24 protein-coding genes and 1 other annotated feature are annotated in these 21,378 nt (G+C 49.9%); of the genes, 21 read left to right on the top strand and 3 right to left on the bottom strand.

What is annotated here, in order from left to right; genetic code table 11:
• The first annotated feature begins 22 nt into the window (after nt 1-22).
• A complete protein-coding gene (locus tag ACQKD4_RS09300) occupies nt 23-664 on the top strand; it encodes a hypothetical protein (protein WP_427373109.1) in 642 nt (213 codons plus the stop codon).
• Between the two features lie 45 nt (nt 665-709).
• On the opposite strand, the gene ACQKD4_RS09295 is transcribed toward ACQKD4_RS09300, so the two are convergent.
• Genes ACQKD4_RS09295 through ACQKD4_RS09285 form a run of 3 tightly spaced genes read right to left on the bottom strand, consistent with a single transcriptional unit; the run spans nt 710 to nt 3,334 of the window.
• Nucleotides 710-2,359 (bottom strand): hypothetical protein, encoded by a 1,650-nt coding sequence (locus ACQKD4_RS09295; RefSeq protein ID WP_427373108.1) that lies wholly within the window; start codon nt 2,357-2,359, stop codon nt 710-712.
• A gap of 17 nt (nt 2,360-2,376) precedes the next feature.
• Nucleotides 2,377-2,940 carry a prepilin-type N-terminal cleavage/methylation domain-containing protein gene (locus tag ACQKD4_RS09290; RefSeq protein WP_427373107.1) on the bottom strand — a complete coding sequence of 188 codons (564 nt, stop codon included), beginning with the start codon at nt 2,938-2,940 and terminating at the stop codon, nt 2,377-2,379.
• On the bottom strand, nt 2,888-3,334 hold the full coding sequence (locus ACQKD4_RS09285; protein ID WP_427373106.1) for a type IV pilus modification PilV family protein: 447 nt from the start codon (nt 3,332-3,334) through the stop codon (nt 2,888-2,890). The genes ACQKD4_RS09290 and ACQKD4_RS09285 overlap by 53 nt, the downstream gene beginning before the upstream one ends.
• A 157-nt stretch (nt 3,335-3,491) precedes the next feature.
• Between ACQKD4_RS09285 and ACQKD4_RS09280 the strand changes: the two genes are divergently transcribed.
• The 20 genes from ACQKD4_RS09280 to ACQKD4_RS09185 all read left to right on the top strand — a co-directional run bounded on the left by ACQKD4_RS09280 (nt 3,492) and on the right by ACQKD4_RS09185 (nt 21,367).
• Complete coding sequence (locus ACQKD4_RS09280) at nt 3,492-4,703, top strand: G5 domain-containing protein (RefSeq protein WP_427373104.1); 1,212 nt, start codon at nt 3,492-3,494, stop codon at nt 4,701-4,703.
• Nucleotides 4,700-4,984 (top strand): hypothetical protein, encoded by a 285-nt coding sequence (locus ACQKD4_RS09275; protein WP_427373102.1) that lies wholly within the window; start codon nt 4,700-4,702, stop codon nt 4,982-4,984. The genes ACQKD4_RS09280 and ACQKD4_RS09275 overlap by 4 nt, the downstream gene beginning before the upstream one ends.
• Before the next feature lies 1 nt (nt 4,985).
• Nucleotides 4,986-6,656, top strand: a complete 1,671-nt coding sequence (locus ACQKD4_RS09270; RefSeq protein ID WP_427373101.1) for a GspE/PulE family protein — start codon at nt 4,986-4,988, stop codon at nt 6,654-6,656.
• The gene (locus tag ACQKD4_RS09265) at nt 6,649-7,686 is read left to right on the top strand and encodes a type IV pilus twitching motility protein PilT (RefSeq protein ID WP_427373100.1); all 1,038 of its coding nucleotides are present in this window, start codon (nt 6,649-6,651) and stop codon (nt 7,684-7,686) included. The genes ACQKD4_RS09270 and ACQKD4_RS09265 overlap by 8 nt, the downstream gene beginning before the upstream one ends.
• 6 nt (nt 7,687-7,692) lie before the next feature.
• Nucleotides 7,693-8,910, top strand: coding sequence for a type II secretion system F family protein (locus ACQKD4_RS09260; protein WP_427373099.1), 1,218 nt, complete (start codon nt 7,693-7,695; stop codon nt 8,908-8,910).
• Between the two features lie 143 nt (nt 8,911-9,053).
• Complete coding sequence (locus ACQKD4_RS09255) at nt 9,054-9,530, top strand: prepilin-type N-terminal cleavage/methylation domain-containing protein (RefSeq protein ID WP_214760547.1); 477 nt, start codon at nt 9,054-9,056, stop codon at nt 9,528-9,530.
• 85 nt (nt 9,531-9,615) lie between these two features.
• Complete coding sequence (locus tag ACQKD4_RS09250) at nt 9,616-10,368, top strand: prepilin peptidase (protein ID WP_427373098.1); 753 nt, start codon at nt 9,616-9,618, stop codon at nt 10,366-10,368.
• 13 nt (nt 10,369-10,381) lie between these two features.
• Entirely contained in the window at nt 10,382-11,947 is a 1,566-nt protein-coding gene (gene pilM, locus ACQKD4_RS09245; protein ID WP_427373097.1) for a pilus assembly protein PilM, read from the top strand.
• Complete coding sequence (locus tag ACQKD4_RS09240; RefSeq protein ID WP_214819417.1) at nt 11,944-12,651, top strand: hypothetical protein; 708 nt, start codon at nt 11,944-11,946, stop codon at nt 12,649-12,651. Before pilM ends, ACQKD4_RS09240 begins: the two co-directional genes overlap by 4 nt.
• Before the next feature lie 141 nt (nt 12,652-12,792).
• Nucleotides 12,793-13,377, top strand: a complete 585-nt coding sequence (locus tag ACQKD4_RS09235) for a Maf family protein (protein WP_214695320.1) — start codon at nt 12,793-12,795, stop codon at nt 13,375-13,377.
• A 23-nt stretch (nt 13,378-13,400) separates the two neighbouring features.
• Entirely contained in the window at nt 13,401-14,030 is a 630-nt protein-coding gene (radC, locus tag ACQKD4_RS09230) for a RadC family protein (protein WP_427373096.1), read from the top strand.
• A 564-nt stretch (nt 14,031-14,594) separates the two neighbouring features.
• Nucleotides 14,595-15,035 carry a hypothetical protein gene (locus tag ACQKD4_RS09225; protein WP_427373095.1) on the top strand — a complete coding sequence of 147 codons (441 nt, stop codon included), beginning with the start codon at nt 14,595-14,597 and terminating at the stop codon, nt 15,033-15,035.
• A 197-nt stretch (nt 15,036-15,232) separates the two neighbouring features.
• Nucleotides 15,233-16,270, top strand: coding sequence for a rod shape-determining protein (locus tag ACQKD4_RS09220; RefSeq protein WP_214695333.1), 1,038 nt, complete (start codon nt 15,233-15,235; stop codon nt 16,268-16,270).
• A 13-nt stretch (nt 16,271-16,283) separates the two neighbouring features.
• Nucleotides 16,284-17,174, top strand: a complete 891-nt coding sequence (gene mreC / locus ACQKD4_RS09215; RefSeq protein ID WP_427373094.1) for a rod shape-determining protein MreC — start codon at nt 16,284-16,286, stop codon at nt 17,172-17,174.
• Between the two features lies 1 nt (nt 17,175).
• Nucleotides 17,176-17,670 (top strand): rod shape-determining protein MreD, encoded by a 495-nt coding sequence (gene mreD, locus ACQKD4_RS09210; RefSeq protein WP_083600174.1) that lies wholly within the window; start codon nt 17,176-17,178, stop codon nt 17,668-17,670.
• Between the two features lie 5 nt (nt 17,671-17,675).
• On the top strand, nt 17,676-18,344 hold the full coding sequence (locus tag ACQKD4_RS09205; protein WP_243834777.1) for a septum site-determining protein MinC: 669 nt from the start codon (nt 17,676-17,678) through the stop codon (nt 18,342-18,344).
• 5 nt (nt 18,345-18,349) lie between these two features.
• On the top strand, nt 18,350-19,207 hold the full coding sequence (gene minD / locus ACQKD4_RS09200) for a septum site-determining protein MinD (protein WP_214695335.1): 858 nt from the start codon (nt 18,350-18,352) through the stop codon (nt 19,205-19,207).
• A 43-nt stretch (nt 19,208-19,250) separates the two neighbouring features.
• Entirely contained in the window at nt 19,251-20,576 is a 1,326-nt protein-coding gene (locus ACQKD4_RS09195) for a ribonuclease E/G (RefSeq protein WP_427373093.1), read from the top strand.
• Nucleotides 20,577-20,631: 55 nt separating this feature from the next.
• Nucleotides 20,632-20,704: a sequence feature (ribosomal protein L21 leader region), on the top strand.
• Between the two features lie 15 nt (nt 20,705-20,719).
• Nucleotides 20,720-21,028 carry a 50S ribosomal protein L21 gene (gene rplU / locus ACQKD4_RS09190; protein ID WP_015881153.1) on the top strand — a complete coding sequence of 103 codons (309 nt, stop codon included), beginning with the start codon at nt 20,720-20,722 and terminating at the stop codon, nt 21,026-21,028.
• Nucleotides 21,029-21,031: 3 nt separating this feature from the next.
• Nucleotides 21,032-21,367, top strand: coding sequence for a ribosomal-processing cysteine protease Prp (locus ACQKD4_RS09185; RefSeq protein ID WP_427373092.1), 336 nt, complete (start codon nt 21,032-21,034; stop codon nt 21,365-21,367).
• The last annotated feature ends 11 nt before the right edge of the window (nt 21,368-21,378 follow it).

Here is a 21,378-nt window from a genome sequence, read left to right as displayed (position 1 = left end):
ATGACAGAAAGTTGGCGAATGCATGAATCGCAAGCGTATCTTAATTGGAATCATCGGAGTGGTTCTCGTTTGTGGGTTGGGCGGACTCCTTTATTGGAGTCAATCCCAGCCGGAGATCTCACAATTGTCTGGTGATTCCTTATTAAAAGAACTAAATCAACGCTCTTCCGTTATGGAAGAGGAGTTGACTGATTTACAAACGCGGGAAGAATGGGATGCAGTCCGACTCGTCCTACAAGATCAGAAAGTATCGCCTACATCCGAACAGTTTGCAACAGCAGTAACCATTGCTCCGTTAGATGTGGTTGAAGCTTATTTTCAACAAGAACTTGATCCGTTTGAAGAAGTGAATGGAATGCCGATCATGACTCCGTTGTTTAGCGAAAACGGAAGTCGTGAGCAATGGGAGTTGGCTATGCGTTATGTCGAGGATGAACGAATGCTTGGAATCGCCGTCGACTCGTTAAATCTCGAGGCTGTCACGCAACTTCTTGAAGAAGGATATACAATCGTCGATACCGATACCATTCTAATGCAGCCGGTGCGCCATAACCAAGTCGAGTTGACGCAGCTGCTTCTCGACAACGGTGCGCAATGGACGAAAGAGTTGGAACAGACGGCTAAAGACTACAATTCGGACCTCATTCTAAAAATGGGGAACTAAAAAATCGGCTTCTTCTCGAGATGAGAGGAAGCCGATTTTTTGAGCTCATTTCAATTGAACTGGATGACTGACGAAGAATTGAAGCTGATTCGTGACCGGTAATGTGTCGAGTTGGTTGAACACGGAATCGTTATAGGTCAGTTTTAAGCGGGACTTTTCGGCCTCGTGAGCTGGGACTTGACGGTCGAAGTTCTCAGTTGGGCTTACGCCATTCCCACCGTTAAACGTTCCACGGAAGACGTTCACTTCTAGTGGTCCTTTACTATAAAGTCCTCCATTGACTTCAAGAATCGAGCCAACCGCATAGACGTATGTCGGGGCGTTAGAATCGCTATACATAAATGCCTGGAGCGTTGTCGGCGTATCATCAAATTCGTTGATTCGGTTCAATAGTATCTGTCCTTTTGACAGGAGAATAAGGGAGTTCCCTTTCTCCGCATCAATCGGGAGGATATTTGCTCGATCGATAAATGTATTTCCGAGCGTATAAACGGTTGAGCTGAACGAAACGTTCCCTTTGATGGTCAAGTCACCACGTACAATCAGCGGTCTCGCAATTGTCAGTTTGTCGAGCGATTCGATTACGACATCTCCATTGAAGAGGAGCGGGGCATTCGATTCGGTGATGGACTCGGTGACATACATGGCGCGATCAGAAATGGGAGCAGGTAATGTCACGATAGTCGGGTTGACCAATGCGTTATAGGCACTTGCTTGTAAATATGGTGTTGGACGTTCAACGATAGACGAACCATCTTCAGATAAAACCCGTTCGAGCTCGAACACTTCATCAGTCGAAACAATCCATCCTTCCTCAAAAATCTTAGATTCGACGTTACTCGTATAGGTGAGCGGTGTGTCGAGACGACGGTTTAAATATTCAATGATGGAATAGTTGTACTGAAATGGCGAGAAGCTACTCGGTGAGATACCTGCATCGGCCATTTCTCCAGCTTGTTCATCTCCAGCAGTGAAATAGTTTTCTTGTTCACAGCTAGCACACGTTGCCACTTCTGATAAATCGATTCGCCCATCTAGATGTAGGCGAGTCGAGTTCAGGTTATTGATTGTCCTTTTTTCGCCATCTAATTGAAAGTTCGCTTTACGCACAAACGAAAGTTGCCCATTCGAGTAAATGTTTCCTTTTATAGTTGGCATACCGTTCAGATCTAACTGTGTGTCAGACCCGAGGACGTAGTACAGGAAGGATGGGAGTGCCGTCAAATACAGGTCTTGTGTATATTCGACCGAAAGCTCAGGCTGTTCCGGATTCACTTGTCGAGACGCCGTGACGTTCACTTGCAGGATGGTAGTGAATGGTGCTGTCTGCACGGCGGTATCGGTTGCATCTCGCTTCAGTTCAATCGAGTAGCGAACCTCACTATCTGTCGTCAAATTGGTGAATGGTTCATCGTCGACAATGAGAGATTGTATTTTGCTTTGGAAAGCTGTTTCGGACTCCATATGAGCCGGTACCTCCATGTCACCATGAAGCGGGAACTGGGTCCGAACTCCATCGGCAATCAATCGAAGCGCACTTTTCGCATCTTCATTCAGTTGTGTGTCTTCCGTCCGGATGACTGTTAGTTTGTTCGTCGCCAGGTTGACTTGCATAGCAGCAAGTGACAAAACAGCTAGAGCTGCCATCGTTACGAGCACAAGCACGAGGACGTAACCGTCTTCACGTTTTCGCATCAAGATACCTCCTTTCCTTAAAATGGGATTGAACTTTCGAACGTGGTCACCGAATCCGGGTCATTCGTCTGACTCAAGTCCATCTCGATTTCAATCAACCCTCCAGTCATATAGGTCGGGCGTCTTGAGTCAAAGATAGGGTCCTTCAATTCAATGGTCATCCGTTCCACAATGATCTGTGGATTAGATGGAGTGAACGAATCGGACGACAGGACCAACTCCGTCGGAACGTATCCCGCCTCCCGATAAATCATTCCGGCATCTGAGATATCAGGTGTGGACAACCGATAAAATTGGAATGTCCCGTTGACTTCCGTCACCGCGTCAAATTCAGTTCGGTTCACGTCAGAGAGAACGGATGCAATCAAATAGTCCGCCTCACTTCGAAGTTCACTCGTTTCGTTCGTCATCTGAAAACCGAGCGTTCCCGTGATGAATGCCGTGATGATGACCCCGCTTAAAATTGAGGCGACGACGACCGTGACGAGCAACTCGACGAGCGTGAAGCCATCTTCACGCTTAGTTTGATCAGTTAGTCGTTGGTACAGCTGTCTCAGGGAACGGTTCTCGTAACGTCGCATTCGAAATGACTCCTTTCAAGGTGACGGGTGTTTGTAACCGGTCCGTCGAGACCGAGATTTCGACCTCGATGGTGTGTCCCGGTACTGTAGATAAGGATTGAATCGTCGCAACATACGTATCTCCATGGATTCGTGTGTCTTCACAAAAATCGCACGTTCCGTCCCTATTCAACAATTGACGCAACTCGAGCGGTTGCTCGATTGTCGCGGCGCGGCGGTTCAATGTATGTAACGTATTTTGTGCCACTTGGTTGGCAATCGTCTGATTGAGACTATCGTGGGTCGTCTTCAGACTTTGAGTGAAAATGGTAAGTAACGAAAATGAGACAATCGAGAGAACGACGATGGAGACGAGTACTTCGACGAGCGTGAAACCTTTTTCGGAATCTGACAAGACATTGACCTCCTATTCAAAAAAGTGAAACAATCGGAAAATAACGTATGAAATACTGAATAAAATGTTATTTTTTGTACAATACATATTATACTAAAGTTATACACTGAACGGATACATAGAATAGAAGACATATGAAACATAGGGGGATTTTTACATGAAGCGGTATGGGATGCATCTTTTCATTCTGATCGGACTCGTCATGCTTGTGACGCTACCGACCATCGGACTCGTCAATTACTTAGATGCGTCCGCTGAGTCAAGTACTACATATACAGAAACAACAGTCGCGGGCGTCGATGTTTCCGGGATGACGAAGGAAGAGGCTGACGTTCGTCTTGATAATGCCATCAAAGATTTCAACACGATGTCATTTTCGGTCAATCTGATGGACGGGACCGTCATTGAAATCGGAAAAGAAGTCGTGACGTTCGACGTACCGAACACGCTCGATGCCATCACGGATGAGGGCGAATACCCAATGTTGACCGCAATCGACGAGTCAAAAGTCGAACCCTATCTCGATGGTCAACCCGTGACGATGACGATGATTGCCCCGGCATTGATGGAAGCGGCATCGATGCTTGAGTCAACGGTCGCATTGGAACAAGTCGCGGCAGAGAGTGAAGTCGTTGCTTCATTTACCGTGAGCCCGACTCCGGCGATGCAGTCCACGCTCGATCGAATGAACGGATTCGAGATGGCAGCAGGTGATATCTTTAGTCTCAAATCGTTCGGGGAAGACTTTGAGGCGCTCACGACGCTCGGCTCTTCGTTTTATCGAATGTTTGCTGCCACACCGTTCGCCATTCTTGAACGTGTGCCGCATGAGACGCTTCCGTCTGGTGTCGAACTCGGATATGACACGAAAGTGGACGCCCGCTCGAATTTTGCGGTGCAAAACCGTGAGAAGTCATCATACGCCATTCTCGTTTTAAATGAAGGGAATGCGGTGACCGTCCAATTACTTGGTCAACCGTTTGAATCGGCTTACGAGGCGCGAGTGGAAGAAGTGACTTCGGTTCCTTATCAAAAAGTCGTCCGTTTCTCTTCATCACTTCCATCAGGCAGCTCATCGGTCACACAATCTGGACAATCTGGCCAGTCAGGTAAGTTGTACCGTATCAAAGTGACGGAAGAAGGAGAAACGATGGAGTTGCTCGGTTTTGATTTTTATGCCCCGACACCGGAAATCGTGACGAAGAGCTCGGTACCACTTCCGCCACCTGAACCGGTCGAACCGGTCATTCCAACATTCCCGGATGAAGAGGTGGAAGAAGACCCGACTTTTGACGATGAAGTAGATGACAACTTTGAAGAACCGCCCGTATTTGAAGAAGACCCTGCAGATCAGGAGGCAGTCGGATGATTGGTTATATGATTTTACTTGGTTTTTGGGTATTGGCCACATTGACGTTGTTCGCCTTGTCTGTCCCATCGATGAAAAAACGTGAGACGAAACTACTCATCAGTGTATGGACAGCACTTCTTTCAGCAGGAATTTACTACATGGTGACGGAGTCGTTGACGCAGACCTGGTGGGCGTGGTTCATACTCGTTGTCGTATTGATTGGTGGAGTGACGGCTAGTACTTTCGTCGAAGAGAGGGAAGTCGAGCAAGAGGAGGCTCCTCAAAGGATGGTGAAGTAACGTGAGACGAACGAAACGAAGACTCGGCGAGATGCTCATCGAGGCGGGACTCATTACGACGAGTCAGCTCGATGAGGCGCTCGAACAAAAACGCCCCGGTGAAAAACTGGGAGATACACTCATTCGGTTGAACCACATTACCGAAACGCAATTGATTCAAATGATCCATGAACAACTACGTGTGCCGATTATCGAGCTGTATGCACAGGATATCAACGTGACCGTCACAAAGCTCGTGCCGAAAGCATTGGCACAAAAACATGACGTCATGCCATATCAGTTAATCGGAAACACGCTTCATATCGCGACGGCCGACCCGCTCGATTTGATTGCGATCGATGACGTCCGTCTGCAGACTGGGATGAATATCGAGATTGGCATTTCGACACGTGAACAAATTCGGAAGACGATCAGTCGTTATTATGAGATGGATCATTCGCTCGTCGAGATTTTAAAAGAAGATGCCCCGGAGATGGATCGACAAGAAACGATGAATCGCGACGATGCCCCAATCATTCGCCTCGTGAACCAAATCTTCTTGAGTGCAATCGATCAACGAGCATCGGATATCCATTTCGACCCGCACGAGAAACAACTTCATGTCCGCTTTCGGATTGACGGAGATTTACGTACGGAAACGATTTATCCGAAGAAAATTCAAAGTGTCATGCTGACACGCCTCAAAGTCATGAGTAACCTCGACATCACGGAAAGTCGTCTTCCGCAAGATGGACGGATCAAGTATACGTTACGCAATCGCGCCTATGACTTCCGTGTGTCGACGCTCCCGACAATGTATGGGGAGAAGATTGTCATTCGAGTGCTCGACTCGTCGCAAGGGCTGACGGATTTGACGAAACTAGGGTTCGGGGAACGAAACGAGGAAGCATATCGCGAGATGCTCAAACGTCCGAACGGCATTATTCTCATCACCGGTCCGACCGGTTCAGGGAAGTCGTCGACTCTCTATGCCTCATTAGTAGAGTTGAATGACGAGACGAAAAACATCATCACGGTAGAAGACCCGGTCGAGTATCAGCTCGATGGCATCAACCAAGTCCAGGTCAACTCGAAAGTCGGCTTGACGTTCGCTTCCGGTCTCCGTTCAATTTTGCGTCAAGACCCGAACATCGTCATGGTCGGGGAAATTCGTGATACCGAAACAGCTGAGATTGCCATTCGAGCTTCACTTACAGGACACCTCGTCCTATCGACACTACATACAAACTCGGCCATCAGTTCCATCACCCGTCTCATCGATATGGGGGTTGAGCCGTTCCTCGTCGCCGCTTCGACGACCGGACTCGTCGCGCAACGTCTCGTACGTCGCGTCTGTCGCGACTGTGGTCAGGCAGAACCGGTCTCGAAAAGTGAGCAGCGCTTATTTGAAGCAGAAGGCATTCACATCGACCGAATTGTTCGTGGGAAAGGATGTTCTTCATGCAACTCGACAGGATACCGAGGGCGTCTTGCCATCCATGAAGTGATTCCAATCAACGAAGGGTTACGACGGATGATCATGAACCAGGCGACCGAGTCCGAGATGGTGGAATTTGCGAAGTCACAAGGCGCGACGTTCTTATTGGCTGATGGGCTAGAAAAAGTCGCCGCCGGATTGACGACGACTGAAGAAATATTACGAACGGTCATTACGGAGAGTGCTTATGATTAATCAATCGATTGAAGTCATCTTGACGAATGCGGTCGAGCGACGCGCCTCAGACATTCATTTGACGGCAGGTTCGCCACCGATCATCCGGGTGGATGGAAGTCTGATCACGATGGGTGAGGAGAAAGTGCTGCCTCATCATCTTGAAGGGTTTTTAAAAGAAATTATGACGGATGATATGCGTGAACGTCTCGAACATGAGCGTGATCTCGACTTCTCGTTCGGGGTGCCGCGTGTCTCACGCTTCCGTGTCAACGCCTACTATCAACGGGGAACGATTGCGATCGCATTCCGTTCGATTTCCGGGGAAATCCCGACATTAAATGAACTCAACTTGCCGACGGTGTTGAAGCGATTGATTGAGAAGCCACATGGTCTCATCCTCGTGACAGGGCCGACCGGTTCTGGGAAATCGACGACACTTGCGGCGATGATTCATGAGATCAATCGGACGCAACGAAAGCGGATCATCACGTTAGAAGATCCGATCGAGTATTTGCATTCACATGATCAAAGCATCGTCGACCAACGCGAAATTGGTTCGGACGTCATGAAGTTCGTGAGCGGTCTAAGAGCCGCTTTACGACAAGATCCGGACGTCATTTTGCTCGGAGAGATGCGTGACTTAGAAACGATTTCGACGGCGATGACAGCAGCCGAGACGGGGCACCTCGTCATGGCGACGCTCCACACGTCGAGTGCGATGTCGACCGTGAGCCGGATCATCGATGCGTTTCCGGCGGAGCAGCAAGACCAAATCCGGACGCAGCTCGCGAACGTCTTGCTCGGCGTCGTCAGTCAACGATTGTTCCCACGGATTGATGTGCCGAAAGGTCGTGTCGCCGCCATGGAGATCATGTTAGGAAACCCGGCTGTCGCCAACTTGATTCGAAATGAAAAAGAGTTCCAGCTTCCGACCGTCATCCAGACGAGTCGCCAGCATGGCATGCAGTCGATGGATGCTGCGATTGAACAGCTCGTACGGCAAGGGATCATCAATCCGAACGCCGTCCCGACAGAAGAGATGAGGTGATGACTGATGGCGATATTTCAGTATGAAGGAAAGCTCCTGAATGGAAAGCGTAAGAAGGGTCGCATCACGGCCGTCTCGCTTCGGGAGGCAAAAGATAAGTTACGCCAAGAATCGATTCTCGTGACAGACTTGTCCGAACTCGAGTCGACCGGCTTAAACAAAGAGGTCAATATCCTACCGGAACGCGTCAAAATCGAACATCTGATCATGTATGTCAGGCAGTTCGCGACGCTCATCCGGGCGGGGGTGCCGATCGTCCGCGCGACGTCCATCTTGCGGGTACAGACCGAGTCGAAAGTATTGAAGAAGACGCTCAGTCAAGTCGAGGACGAATTAAAGGAAGGGATTGCCTATTCTGAGGCGATTAAGAAGCATCCACGCGTCTTTTCGAACTTCTTCAGTTCGATGGCACTTGCCGGAGAGACGAGCGGGAACTTGGAAGAGGCGCTCGACCAGATCGGGCTCCAACTTCAGAAACAGTATGATGTGAAGCGGAAAGTCATCTCTGCCCTTACGTATCCGTTGGTCGTTTCGATTGTTGCCATCGGCGTAGTCGCATTCTTGATGGTGAACGTCGTTCCGACGTTCGCAAGCATATTTGGTCAACTCGGTGGTGAGCTTCCGCTCATCACGAGAATCGTCGTCGCCGTCTCAGACTTTATCGCGGCGTTCTGGTGGCTCTTACTCGCCATCGCCATTCTCGGGGTGCTTGTGTTCACCTGGATGTTGAAGCGGGACCGGGAACGATTCATCATTGACCGCTTGCTTCTGAAGATGCCGATTTTTGGGTCGATCGTGACGAAATCGCAAATCGCGCTACTGACACGAAGTTTAGCCGTTCTCTTACAGGCTGCTGTTCCGATTTTAACGGCAATCGAGATCACAGAACGTATCGTGTCGAACCGCGTCATCCGAAAAGGATTGACGGAAGCGCGAGAAATGATGGCGCAAGGGATTCCGCTCCATGAGCCACTCATGCGCAACTCGAACTTCCCGCCGCTCATGACGCAAATGATTGCAGTCGGGGAAGAGAGTGGAGATTTAGATTCGATGTTGAACGAAGTCGCCGAGTTTTATGAGACGGAAGTCGAGACGACGACGGATCGACTCAAGTCGATCATCGAGCCACTTCTCATCGTTGTCCTAGCGAGTGTCGTTGGGGTGATCGTCATCTCGATCGTCGTTCCGATGTTCCAAATCTATGGAGATATTCAAAATCAATAATCGAAATATGCAGAGTTTTGAAAATATACCTTTTCAATACTTTATTTAGAAGGTATAGTAAAATTGTTCTACTTCTAGTTTAGGTATTTTGTAATAAATCTAGCTTACATGCAGCACAACACACAAAAAGGGGAGAATGAATCATGGTAGAGAAATTGAAAATGATTTGGCAAGATGCCAAACAGTTAAAAGATGAGCGTGGACTCACACTCGTCGAGTTGCTCGTCGTCGTTGTTATTTTAGGAATTATCGCAGCCATCGCGGTTGTTGCAATTGGTGGGATTATCGAGAACTCGAAGAAAGATGCAATGGTTGCCGATGCGAAGCAAATGGTCAGTGCGGCGAAGTTATATACTGCGTCGAACCCTGTTAGTGCAAATACTACGATGAAATTTACAGGAACTGTTGCTACAGGAGAGGCTGATGGTTCGACTTATGTCGATAACTTAAAAGATCCGTTCGGCGCAAATTATTCAACTGCAAATGTAATTATTAAACCAAGTGGAAATAAATATACTTATGAAGTTCAGTTAGTAGGTTCTAAAGCTATTGGTCAAGCTACGCCTGTTACTGAAGGTTCATTGAGCAAAGAATCAATTAAGGAAAAAACTACAAACTAGTATCTCCTCCGGCTGGCGCTGGGCACTCGCTCAGCCTAGCCGGTTTTCTGTTTTTGGCATATACTGACAAAAGGAGGATCCTCCCTTGATTGAATTGATTGGATTCTTATATAGCATCGTCCTCGGGGCGGTCATCACATCGTTCACCAACGTCGTCGGGCTCCGCGTGCCACGCAAACAATCGATCGTGACACCGCGCTCACATTGTCCGTCTTGCGGTCACGAATTGTCACCGTGGGAACTCATCCCGATCTTCGGTTATCTCGCCCTCAGAGGAAGATGTCGTGGATGTGGCGAGCGGATCGCGCCGACGTATCCGATCTTTGAATTGCTCGGAGCCATCGGATATGGCTATAGCTATACGCTTTACGGATTTAGCATGACGACGCTCCTCGCGTTTGCCTTCTTATCGACGTTGTTGGCGCTCGCCGTATCTGATCTATCAACGATGCTCGTACCGAACGTCATCTTGCGTATCACGGCACCGATCTTACTCGTCCTTACCTATGTGGCAGGGGCCACGTGGTGGTCACCGCTTGCTGGGGCGCTCCTCGGATTTTCTCTTTTAGCGACTGTCTTTTTCGTCTCAAAAGGGGGACTTGGGGCAGGGGACGTCAAATTGTTTACTATGATCGGTCTCGTGCTCGGTCCTCGTGATGTACTCGTCGCTTTGTTCTTGTCGAGCTTGATTGGAGCCGTGGTTGGGATGGGATTGATCGCTTCGAAAAAAATTGGACGAAAACAACCGATTCCGTTCGTTCCATCGATCGCGCTCGGGACGATGTTGACGTTTTGGTTTAGTGAAAGCTTTTTTGATTGGTATTTTGAGTTGATGTAGGGGGAAAACGATCATGAGTCGTGGGATAGAGAAAGGGACGGTCACCTATTTTTCGTTTGATGCACTCAGCATCCACGGTGCCGTCATCAAACAAGGTGTGTTCAAGCGAAGCGCCTCGGTTCAGTTAGCGAAAGATGCGTATGGGGAAGGGAAAATTCTCGATGAGACGGCTTTTAGTCTCGCCTTCGACGAACTCTGTCGCAAATTAAAAGTCCGTCGCGGTATGACGTGTGCGGTCGCATTGGATGAAACGGAAGTGTTGTCACGGAAAGTCGAGATTCCTTCTACGATTCCGAAGGATGAGATTCGTGGCTATTTGTTCATGGAAATAGGTAGTTCCATCATCTTACCGTTCGACGATGTGTCGTTCGATTATGAAGTGCTAGGCGAAGATGGGGTCAAGACGGACGTCATGCTTCATGCCGTCTCGATTGAGTTGACGAAGTCGCTCCGCTCGTACATGAAAAAACGTGGTCTCGCGTTGAAAAAAATCACGCCACGCTCGGTCGCAGTCGCAAACGGCGTCATGCGCTTATCAGACATCGATTCGCTCCAGTCGACGCTCATCTGGCACGTGACACCATTCTCGCATCAATTGTTGGTGTTAGAAGAAGGGCAGATTCGTTTCATTCGTTCCATCGAGTCAGACCTCCCGTACCAAGTCGGGACGAAAGACGGTGTCGTGACGTATACATACAACGGGACGGATGAGATGAAAGCGAACCAGATGGACGACTGGTTGAACGAACTCGCCCGTTTCCTCGATTTCTATCGTTACTCGCTACGTACAGATGGTCGAGCCATCGATCACTTATACGTCTCGGGAACAGTTCCTGAAGTAGACAATCTTGTTCACATGATTCAATCCGAGTCCCTCGTCTCCGTCACACGGGTCGAACAACCGCTCGCAATCGCCCATGGGACACCGCTATCGCATCAGATGCTCCCTTTACTCGGAATGGCGACCCTTCAACGTGACCAGGATACGAACTTTATCAACTCGACCGATGTGACGCTCCGTTGGCCAATCGTGACGGGACTCGTCGCACTCCTCCTCGGAGGAGGCGCGGCCGGTTACCTGTACTATGAGGTGGGGCAATTGGAAGCGGAACAAGCACGTATTGAAGAGGAACTCCAACTTGTTGAAATCTATCAAACGGAACAAGTGAACTCGAAAGCACAACAAGTGCTCTCGCTCGACCAGACCGTGACAGCGTTGACAGACATGGAGAAAGATGCAGTGCCGGCACTACGGGCGTTGACTGAACAATTGCCTCCGACGGGTTACGTGTTGACGTATAACTACGCGGACGGCTCGATTATGAGCGTGCGGACACAATTTGAGACGCTTGAAGATTTGAACGCCTTCCAACGTTCGCTCATGACAGATGAACGCTTCCTTGACGTGAAGCTTCTCGGCGTAACGACCGAATTGAAGTCGGCAGAAGAGGAAGAGGAAAATTCATTCGAAGAAGACCCGCTTCCACGCTACATCGGAGAGTTCACGTTCATGTTCCAAGACGTGGAGGAAGAATTGACTGAAGAAGAGGAAGCAGATGCGGAGGTGGTGAGTCAATGAAACGTTCGACAATTTATGCGTTATTTGCGATTTGCCTCCTCGCAGCCATCGTAGCACCGACTTACTTCGGCTATACGTATTTCATCAAACAAGGAGAAGTCGAAGCGCTCGAGCGAGACCTCTCGCTCGAACGGACGAAGCTTGAACTGTTGCGTCAGGAAGGGAAAGCCGTTGACGTGGCAGACTCACAAACGCTCCAGACGCGTGTTCCGACGGCACCTGCACTCGATACGGTCGTCGAGGCGTTGTCACAGGCAAGCTTGCTCGCTGGCGTCGATGTGACAAGCATCGCCTTCGCGGACGGCTTGGTGGCCGAGTCAGAGGTGCCAGAGACAGTCGAGCCGTTCAATCCGGCCGACGTCAGTGAGACGAATGAACCGGCTGAACCGACAGACGTCGCACCGGTCAACGCCTCGACAATTCGTTCGACCGTGACCCTTCAGGCTGAGACGTATGATGCCCTCGTCTCGTTCTTGGAATCAATCGAGTCGATGAACCGCATCCATGTATTGCGGACGATTCAATTCACGGGACCAGCCGAGACGGGACCGAATACGGTCGAAGAAGTACAGGCGCTTGATTTTACGGTCGAGCTAGATGCCTTCTATCGCCCGGACCTCGATCAGCTCGTTCCAGATCGTTACATCCCGGAACCAGCTTTCGAACAGAAGGATATCCCGGTTTACGACTATACGACACCATGAATCGACACGTCCCTTCAGAAATTGAAGGGGCGTTTTTTTCGACCCGAGTGATTGTGTTTACGACCCGTGTTGCCTACAATCAACAGAGAAGTGTGAAACGGCAAGGAAGCCCGTTTTAGAAGAAGAGAAGGAGTCGATACAATGAATTCAACACAGAAGCGTGTCATTCTCGCCTCGATGTCACCACGACGTACGGAGTTACTGCGTAAAGCGGGAATTGAGCATGAGGTCATCCCATCGAACGTGATGGAAGGAACGGACGGCAAGGAGTCCCCGAGTGATTACGTTGCCCGTCTCGCCCGTGAGAAAGCAATGGATGTGGCACGGGATCATCGAGATGCTATCGTGATCGGCGCGGATACGGTCGTCGTCTTAGACGGCGTCATCTTGGAGAAGCCAGCGGACCGAGAGGATGCGAAACGGATGCTCGAACGCTTGTCCGGATCGACCCATGAAGTACTGACGGGCGTGAGCATCATCGGTGCGACGCAGGACTTGTTTGTCACGACGACGCATGTGACATTTGATGTGATTCCGGAGAGTTGGATGGAAGATTACCTTGATTCCTCAGAACCGTACGACAAGGCGGGAGCATATGGCATCCAAGGGTCGGGTGGTCTTTTCGTTGAGAAAATCGAAGGTGATTTTTATAACGTCGTCGGCTTACCGATCCATCCGCTCGTCAAGACGCTCGACCGGCATGGGGTGACGCCTCGCTTCCTGTGAATGCCTTGAAAGTAGGTGAAGGAATGACCATGGTGATTGACCGTAGTGTAGAGACCGCCATCGCGAGATTGCTTCAAATCGGAGGACGGGGACAGGACCCGATGGAGACGGCACGCCGTATCTCGGATGTTTATCCGACGTTACGGGCGCTGTCACAGGCGTCCGTCCATGACCTGTGCAAAATCGAAGGGATGACGAAGAAGAAGGCAGAGCAACTCCTGGCCGCATTCACGATTGGGATTCGATACGTCGAGGAACCGAAAGCGAATATGCCGACGATTCGGTCGCCGCAAGATGCGTATGAGTTGTTGCGGGATGAATTGAGACTGTTGAATCAAGAGCATTTCGTTTGTCTGTACCTCAACACGAAGAATCAACTGATTGCCCGGAAGACGCTTTTTGTCGGTGGGCTCAATTCATCGATCGTGCATCCGCGCGACGTGTTCCGTGAAGCGCTCAAACTGTCTGCTGCGTGCTTTATCGCCGTGCACAATCATCCAAGCGGGGACGCGACGCCGAGTCGGGAAGATATCGAAGTGTCCGAACGGTTGGTCGAAGCAGGGAACATCGTCGGCATCGCCTGTCTCGATCACGTCATTATCGGGGAAGACCATTATGTCAGCATGAAGCAGCGAGGATATATGAATGGGTGAAAAATGGAGAGCAGGCATCGTGATGTCTGCTTTTTTTATTTCTTTTAATCATAATCAATCGCTATCGGAAATGATGCCGTATATAAAATTTAAAACAGTTCAGGAAAGAGGTATAATTAACCTCTTAAAAAGAAATGTCAGGTAGAAAACATGGTTAAGACAATGATTGAATAATAGTTATGAATCCTTTGATTGATAAGGAGGAGCTGGATTGTCAAAAAGACATATGATTAATCTTATAGGATGGATATTTTTTATATTCCTGACTCTAAGTAAGGAGTTTTATCCTGAACAGTCGTCAATCATCACAACGGGGCTTGGGGGTCTAATTTGTTTGATTATTGGTCTATCAATGGTTCTTTATGGAGTTAATGATAAACATCAAGATCGTCTGAACGAATAAAAAGGATGACTGTACGTCCGATTAAGCGAAGACGATCTTCACATCTCCTTGCAACAAACTATCTTGCATATATTAAAGAAACTATGACTAAGATAAAGGAATATACAATTTCCTCCAATTGAATCGCGGACTTTGGTAAGATATCAGGTGAGGTGTTCAATATGGAAAAAATCATCTGGTTGTTAATATTCGGCGTCTCGCTCCTCGTGAGCTACGTCCATCTAGACACGACGATCTTCTCGCTCGTCCTATTCGTCTTATTTTTATTCGTGAGTACAGCGCTATTCCTTCGGTTCGACAAGGACCACTGGCTCGACCGTGTCTCACCGCTCGTCGGCGTCGGAGTGGGCGTCCTATCGCTCATCGCCTACCTTGGTCTGATCGTGCTCGCTTTCAATGAACTCGACCAACTCGGCATCTGGACGGTGCTCGTCCGCTTGCTTCTCATGTACGTCGGCATTTACATATTCGTCATGACGACGACGAGCTTTTTAGCCGGAGCGACGCGCTTGAAGCCGTCCCGATTCTTTCGACCGGTCCTGATCTTCTCAGTCTTCTTTTACGGCGCGATGTTACTACTTCCGCTCCAACCTGGTTTGTAACCGTTCTCTCTTAGGCAGACGCCCACTCGCGTCTGCTTTTTTGATTTGCCTTTTTCCTCAAAAGAAGGCAAACTAGTAGACGGTGAGACAGGACTGAGATGCGGTTATTGTAAATAACCTGTAATCGAATGAACGTTTTCAAACATGATTTTTCCGTTATAATAAAAAATAGTGTAACGAAGAGAGGAGCAACACCTATGTTTCGTAGTTTTAACCGAGAAATCGGAATCGACCTTGGAACGGCTAACACGCTCGTTTACGTAAAGGGTCAAGGAATTGTTGTTCGTGAACCGTCCGTTGTGGCGTTCCGCACAGATACAGGTAGAATTGAGGCCGTTGGTAACCAGGCCAAAGATATGATTGGACGCACACCAGGGAACGTCTCTGCTCGTCGTCCGATGAAAGACGGCGTTATTGCTGACTTTGAAACGACAGCAACGATGATCAAATACTTCATGGAGCAAGCTCAAAAATCAAAAGGCGGTTTGTTCTCATCGAAGACGAACGTCATGATTTGTGTGCCAAGTGGCATCACGTCTGTTGAAAAACGCGCTGTTGAAGACGCGGCAAAACAAGCAGGCGCTCGTGAAGCTTATACAATCGAAGAACCGTTCGCGGCAGCAATCGGCGCAGGTCTCCCGGTTTGGGAACCGACTGGCTCGATGGTCGTAGATATCGGTGGCGGTACGACCGAAGTCGCAGTGATCTCACTCGGCGGCATCGTGACAAGTCAATCGATTCGTGTCGGTGGTGACGAAATGGATGACGCCATTATTCGTTACATCAAAAACAAGTACAACCTCATGATTGGGGAACGTACGGCCGAGACACTCAAGATGGAAGTCGGTTCGGCGCGCATCGACGCATCGAACGAGGCAGAAAAGATGGAAATCCGTGGTCGCGATCTCGTGACAGGACTTCCGAAACAAATCGAAGTATCGTCTACAGAAGTGTGCGAAGCACTCTCAGATACAGTCGAAGCGATCTTGGCAGGTGTCAAGCAGACGCTCGAACAAACACCACCAGAACTCGCTGCTGACGTGATGGACCGTGGAATCGTCTTGACTGGCGGCGGCGCGCTCCTCAAAAACTTGGACGACGTCATCTCAGACGAGACGCACATCCCGACACTCGTTGCGGATGAGCCACTCGACTGTGTAGCAGTCGGTACAGGAAAATCTCTTGAAATGATGGACGTCCTCCGTTCGAAATCAGGCATCTCGTCACGTCGATGAGAGGTGAGACACGATGAGCCGATTCGTACGTAATAAAAAGCTCATCATCACGCTAATTGTACTGATCTTGTTTTTCGTCATTTTAGGGGTTTCGATTCGAGGACGATCGGAATCAGCCTGGTACCAAGACGTCACGCGTGATGTGGTCGGCACGTTCCAGCGAGTGTTCGCGGTACCAATCGGATGGATGGACTCGACCGTCTCATCCATCTCGAACGTCCGCGACATCTACGAAGAGAACCGTCAACTGAAAGAACATTTGGCGAAGTATGCTGAGGTATCGGTTGAGGCAGATGATTTGCGCCGTGAGAATGAGGAGCTTCGGAAAATGGTCGAAGCGAAAGACGAGTCGTTACGCGACTTTGACCTCATTCCTGCGGAGGTCATCGGGCGGACACCGAACGATTGGCAACGCTACGTCACCATCAACGTCGGTTCTGAAAGCGGCGTTGAGAAAGGCATGGCCGTGACCGCGGCGAGCGGGATGGTCGGTCGTGTCATTCAAACGAGTGCCTATACGTCACAAGTGCAACTGCTCAGCGACAACAACCGGACGAACAACGTCTCGGCTGTCGTCAAAGATGCGGACGGCAAAGCGACGTATGGGACGATTGACGGCTTCGATACGGAGACGAACGAGTTGTTCTTCACGAAAGTATCGAATAGCGTCAAGCTGAAAGAAGGAGAAATCGTATCGACCTCTGGACTCGGGGGACGTTACCCGGCCGGACTCGTCATCGGTACGATCGAGTCGATCGAGACGGACGAATATGGCGTCTCTCAAGTCGCCCGGATCAAACCGGAGGCCGACTTCAATGAGTTCTCACAAATGTACGTGATTGATCGGACACTAGACGAACCGTTTCTAACGGGTCCCGAGGAAGGAGGAGTAGCGGGTGAGTAACATGAAAGTGTTCATCGCCCTGTTCCTCCTTTTTCTTATTGAAGGAACATGGGCATCGATTTTCTCGTGGCACTATGCCACGCCGTATCTTTTATTGACGCTAATCGGGCTGATGTTCGTCAGTCTGTACGGTCGATGGGAGACGGCGCTCGGGTTCGGTCTTGTATTCGGATTGCTGTATGATATCGTCTACACCGACTTGCTCGGAATTTATGTATTTACTTTTTCACTCATTCCTCTCTTAGCCAGCTTCGTGTTAAAATATATAGGTGAGAACTTCTTCTCCGTCACCATCACCTTCACGTTCATGATTGTCGTATTCACAGTTGCGATATACGGGATCATGGCAGCAATCGGTGGGACGTTGATGACGATTCAAACACTATTGATTGAACAGATTCCAGGGACCGTGCTCGTCAATGCCATCGCCATCGTGATTCTTTATTATCCGATGATGCGGTATGTGACGATCCGACCTGTTGTGAAAAGAGGGTAGCCATGATGGAGCGTAAACGACACATTACGATTAAAGGACATCGCAACGGAATTGCCATCCACTTCAATCCGAAGAGTGGCATCGACGAGGTGCTTACGGACTTTGAAGCGACATTACAAGAAATGGAGCCGCCGTCCGGTAAGATTGCCCTGAAGTTGCACGCGGGTACTCGTTATCTTGACGAGGAGCTGACACGTCAAATTCGTGAGGTCGTCGCTCGTCATGGCGTTTTTTATATTGAAGACTTGTCGAGCGATGTCATGTTGACGGAAGAAGCGAAAGCGACGTACGGCAGAAAGACGTTCCACTATCATAGCGGGACGATTCGCAGTGGGCAGGTCCTCGCGTTTGATGGTTCGGTGCTTGTGATTGGGGATATCAACCCTGGTTCTGAGGTCCGGGCGACAGGAAGTATTTATTGTTTGGGCACGATACGAGGAAATGTGCGTGCGGGTGTCGAAGGATGGGAAGAAGCGGTCATTACCGCGAGCCTCCTCCATCCGAAGTTTTTGGCAATCGGCGAACATGTTCTCACGTCCGACGATGAGGAAGAACTTCCTGAGATTGAGATGGGTTGTGCGTATCAGACGAATGACGGGATTGAGATGACACGTCTCCGCCACGTCATGACCGGTCTGAAAGACGCATATGCAATGGAATTACAGAGAGGGTGAGTGGAATGGAGCAAGTAGTGGAGCCTGTACATACAGAAAAAGAAGTGAAAAACGGCAGAGCCATCGTCGTGACATCAGGAAAAGGGGGCGTCGGGAAAACGACGACGACCGCCAACATCGGGACGGGGCTCGCCTTGTCTGGACACTCGGTCTGTCTCGTCGATACGGATATCGGGTTGCGTAACCTCGATATCATTCTCGGACTCGACAACCGGAGCATTTATAACCTCGTCGACGTCATCACGGGACAATGTAAGTTGAATCAGGCGCTCGTTCGCGACAAACGGTTTGAAGAGATGTACTTACTTCCGGCCGCACAGTCGAAAGACAAGACGTCGGTCAATCCAGAGCAAGTGAAAGAGATTGTCGACCAATTGAAGACGGAATATGACTTCGTCTTGATCGACTGTCCTGCAGGGATCGAGCAAGGGTTCATGAACGCGATCGCTGGAGCGGACGAGGCGATTGTCGTCACGACGCCTGAGAAGGCGGCCGTTCAAGATGCGGACCGCATCATCGGGATGCTCGAGCAAGCGAGTCATATCGAAGCACCGAAGCTCGTCGTCAACCGGGTGAAGAATCACCTCGTCGAATCGGGCGATATGCTCGATATCGATGACATCATGCGCATCTTGTCAATCGACCTCCTTGGCGTCGTCATCGATGATGAGGAAGTCATTGCCGCTGCGAACCGCGGGGTGCCGGTCACGATGAACCCGGACAACAATGCCGGACAAGCGTACCGTAACATCACACGTCGCATCCTCGGCGAATCGGTCCCGCTCATGTCGATTCAGACAGAGACGGCACCGGTCGGCTTCTGGGCACGACTCATGATGAAATTTGGAATGAAAAAAGCGTAAAGGCAACGAAAGTTGCCTTTTTCTGTCGAAAGGAGAGGTGCACATGAAGTTAATCTACGAACGAACACCTTCCATTGAACGGGCGATGCTCGTGGACGGGGAACGGTTACTCGAGGTCGAAGAACGCTTCGTCGACCAATTGTCGGTCGGTACAATCGTCGAGGCTGCGATTGAACGGATCCATCCGTCACTCGGCGCGGCTTTTTTGACGGACGGGGAGACGACGTTCTTTTTACCGATTGCGGAGACGCTTCGCGCACTGGCCTCGTATCCGGACGTGCCGGCCATCGGACAAGCGGCGGTCGTCGGGGAAAAACGACTCGTGCAAGTGACGAAAGAAGGCATCAACGGCAAGCATCATAAAGTGACCGAAAACATTCGGTTCGGCGGACGTTACCTCGTCTACTTCCCGTATGGTCGTCGGAAACTGTTCAGTCGGAAGCTCGACCTCGTCACGCAGGACCGTCTCTCGAAGTCGGTTGCCCTTACAGAAGAGGAAGGGGTCCTGTTTCGGACGGAGGCCGGACAAGTGGCACCAGACGCCTTACAAGAAGAACTCGACCTGCTCCGAGATCGTGCGAAAGCTGTAAACGAACAGCGATACGGGCAAGACGAACTACTGTGTGAACACTTCGTGCGGCGTCATGCGGTCGAATCGGTCCTCTTGAACGACAAAGAAGGACAGGCGCGTATCGAACGCTTGGACGTTCCCGTGAAACGCCACATCGGCAAAGGTCGAATCCCGGAAGCGAAACGTCTTGACGAGGCGATTGAAAAGCTCGAGAGTCGTGCCGTTTGGTTAGATGGCGGGGCGTTCGTCTTGATCGAACAAGTCGAGACGATGACTGTCATCGACGTCAACAGTGGGAAGAACGTCGCCGTCAAAGATAAAGGACGCGCAGCCGATACAATCAATGAAGCGGCGCTCTACACGATCATGGAGCAATTGCGCTTACGTAACATTGGCGGCATGATTGTCATCGACTTCCTACGCGGTTCGAAAGATGGTCAGACCCGTCTCCTGAAAAAGATGAAAGAGCTCGGAGCACGTGACCCACGACGGGTCGAAGTGTACGGATTCACACGGATGGGCTTATTCGAATTGTCACGGGAACGGACCGGACGCTCGATCCAAGACCGGATGACGTATGGAGGGAAGCCGTCGAAACTGGCTGTCTTCTCGCAGTTTGAACGCGCGCTCCTCGACCTTAGCGGGCAATACGAGGCGGTCGTGCTCGCACTACCGAAAAAGTGGCATGACGCTTCCTGGCATGAATTCGACATCGACGTGCACCTCATCGAAGGGGAGCCGGAGTTCGCCTTTTACGGGACGTCTGCAGAATGTCAGAATTTCTTATCTCGCCGTTGACAATGAATAATTGAGAGTGGTATTATCTATAACGTTAGTTCGTTTGGAAGCACCCAAATGGCTACAACCGCACAGAACGGGTTTTAAAGGTATTTGCCCTGCCCAGGATGGCGAGTCTGAGTTTAACAAGGAGGTGCACGTATATGTACGCAATCATCAAAACTGGTGGTAAGCAAATCAAAGTTGAAGCAGGTCAAGAGATCTACATCGAAAAACTCGATGCTGATGTCGAAGGTACTGTAGAATTCGGTGAGGTTCTTTTCGTTGGTGGTGACGATGTTAAAGTCGGCGCTCCACTCGTAGAAGGCGCTAAAGTTGTCGGTACTGTGGTAAAACACGGCCGCGCTAAGAAGATCACTGTCTTCAAAATGAAAGCTAAGAAAAACTACCGTCGTAAGCAAGGTCACCGTCAGCCTTACACGAAAGTTCGCATCGAGAAAATCGAAGCGTAAGCTATGATTCGGGTCAAGGTAAGACGAGACGAGGCGAACTTGATTCGCTCCGTCGAAGTGACTGGTCATGCCAACTTTGCAGAACCTGGTTCTGACTTGGTGTGCGCCGGTGTTTCAGCCATCATATTTGGTGCCTATAACGCCGTCGAAACGCTTGCGGGTCAATCGCTTCTTGTAGAAATGGCAGATCAAACAGAGGGTGGTTACTTTTATGTCGAGACGTATCCTGACTTATCACCGCAGGATATGGAACGCACCCAACTGTTATTAGAAGGGATGCTCGTGCAGTTAGACACGGTCGCCCAAAGCTACGGTGAATATATCCAAATTGAACAATAGGAGGTGGACCT

The sequence above is a fragment of the Exiguobacterium sp. NPDC077395 genome (assembly GCF_050269125.1).
Classification (GTDB): Bacteria; Bacillota; Bacilli; order Exiguobacteriales; family Exiguobacteriaceae; genus Exiguobacterium; species Exiguobacterium aestuarii_A.
The sequence above is the reverse complement of the archived record's forward strand: the minus strand, read 5'-3'. Positions and strand labels throughout refer to the sequence as shown.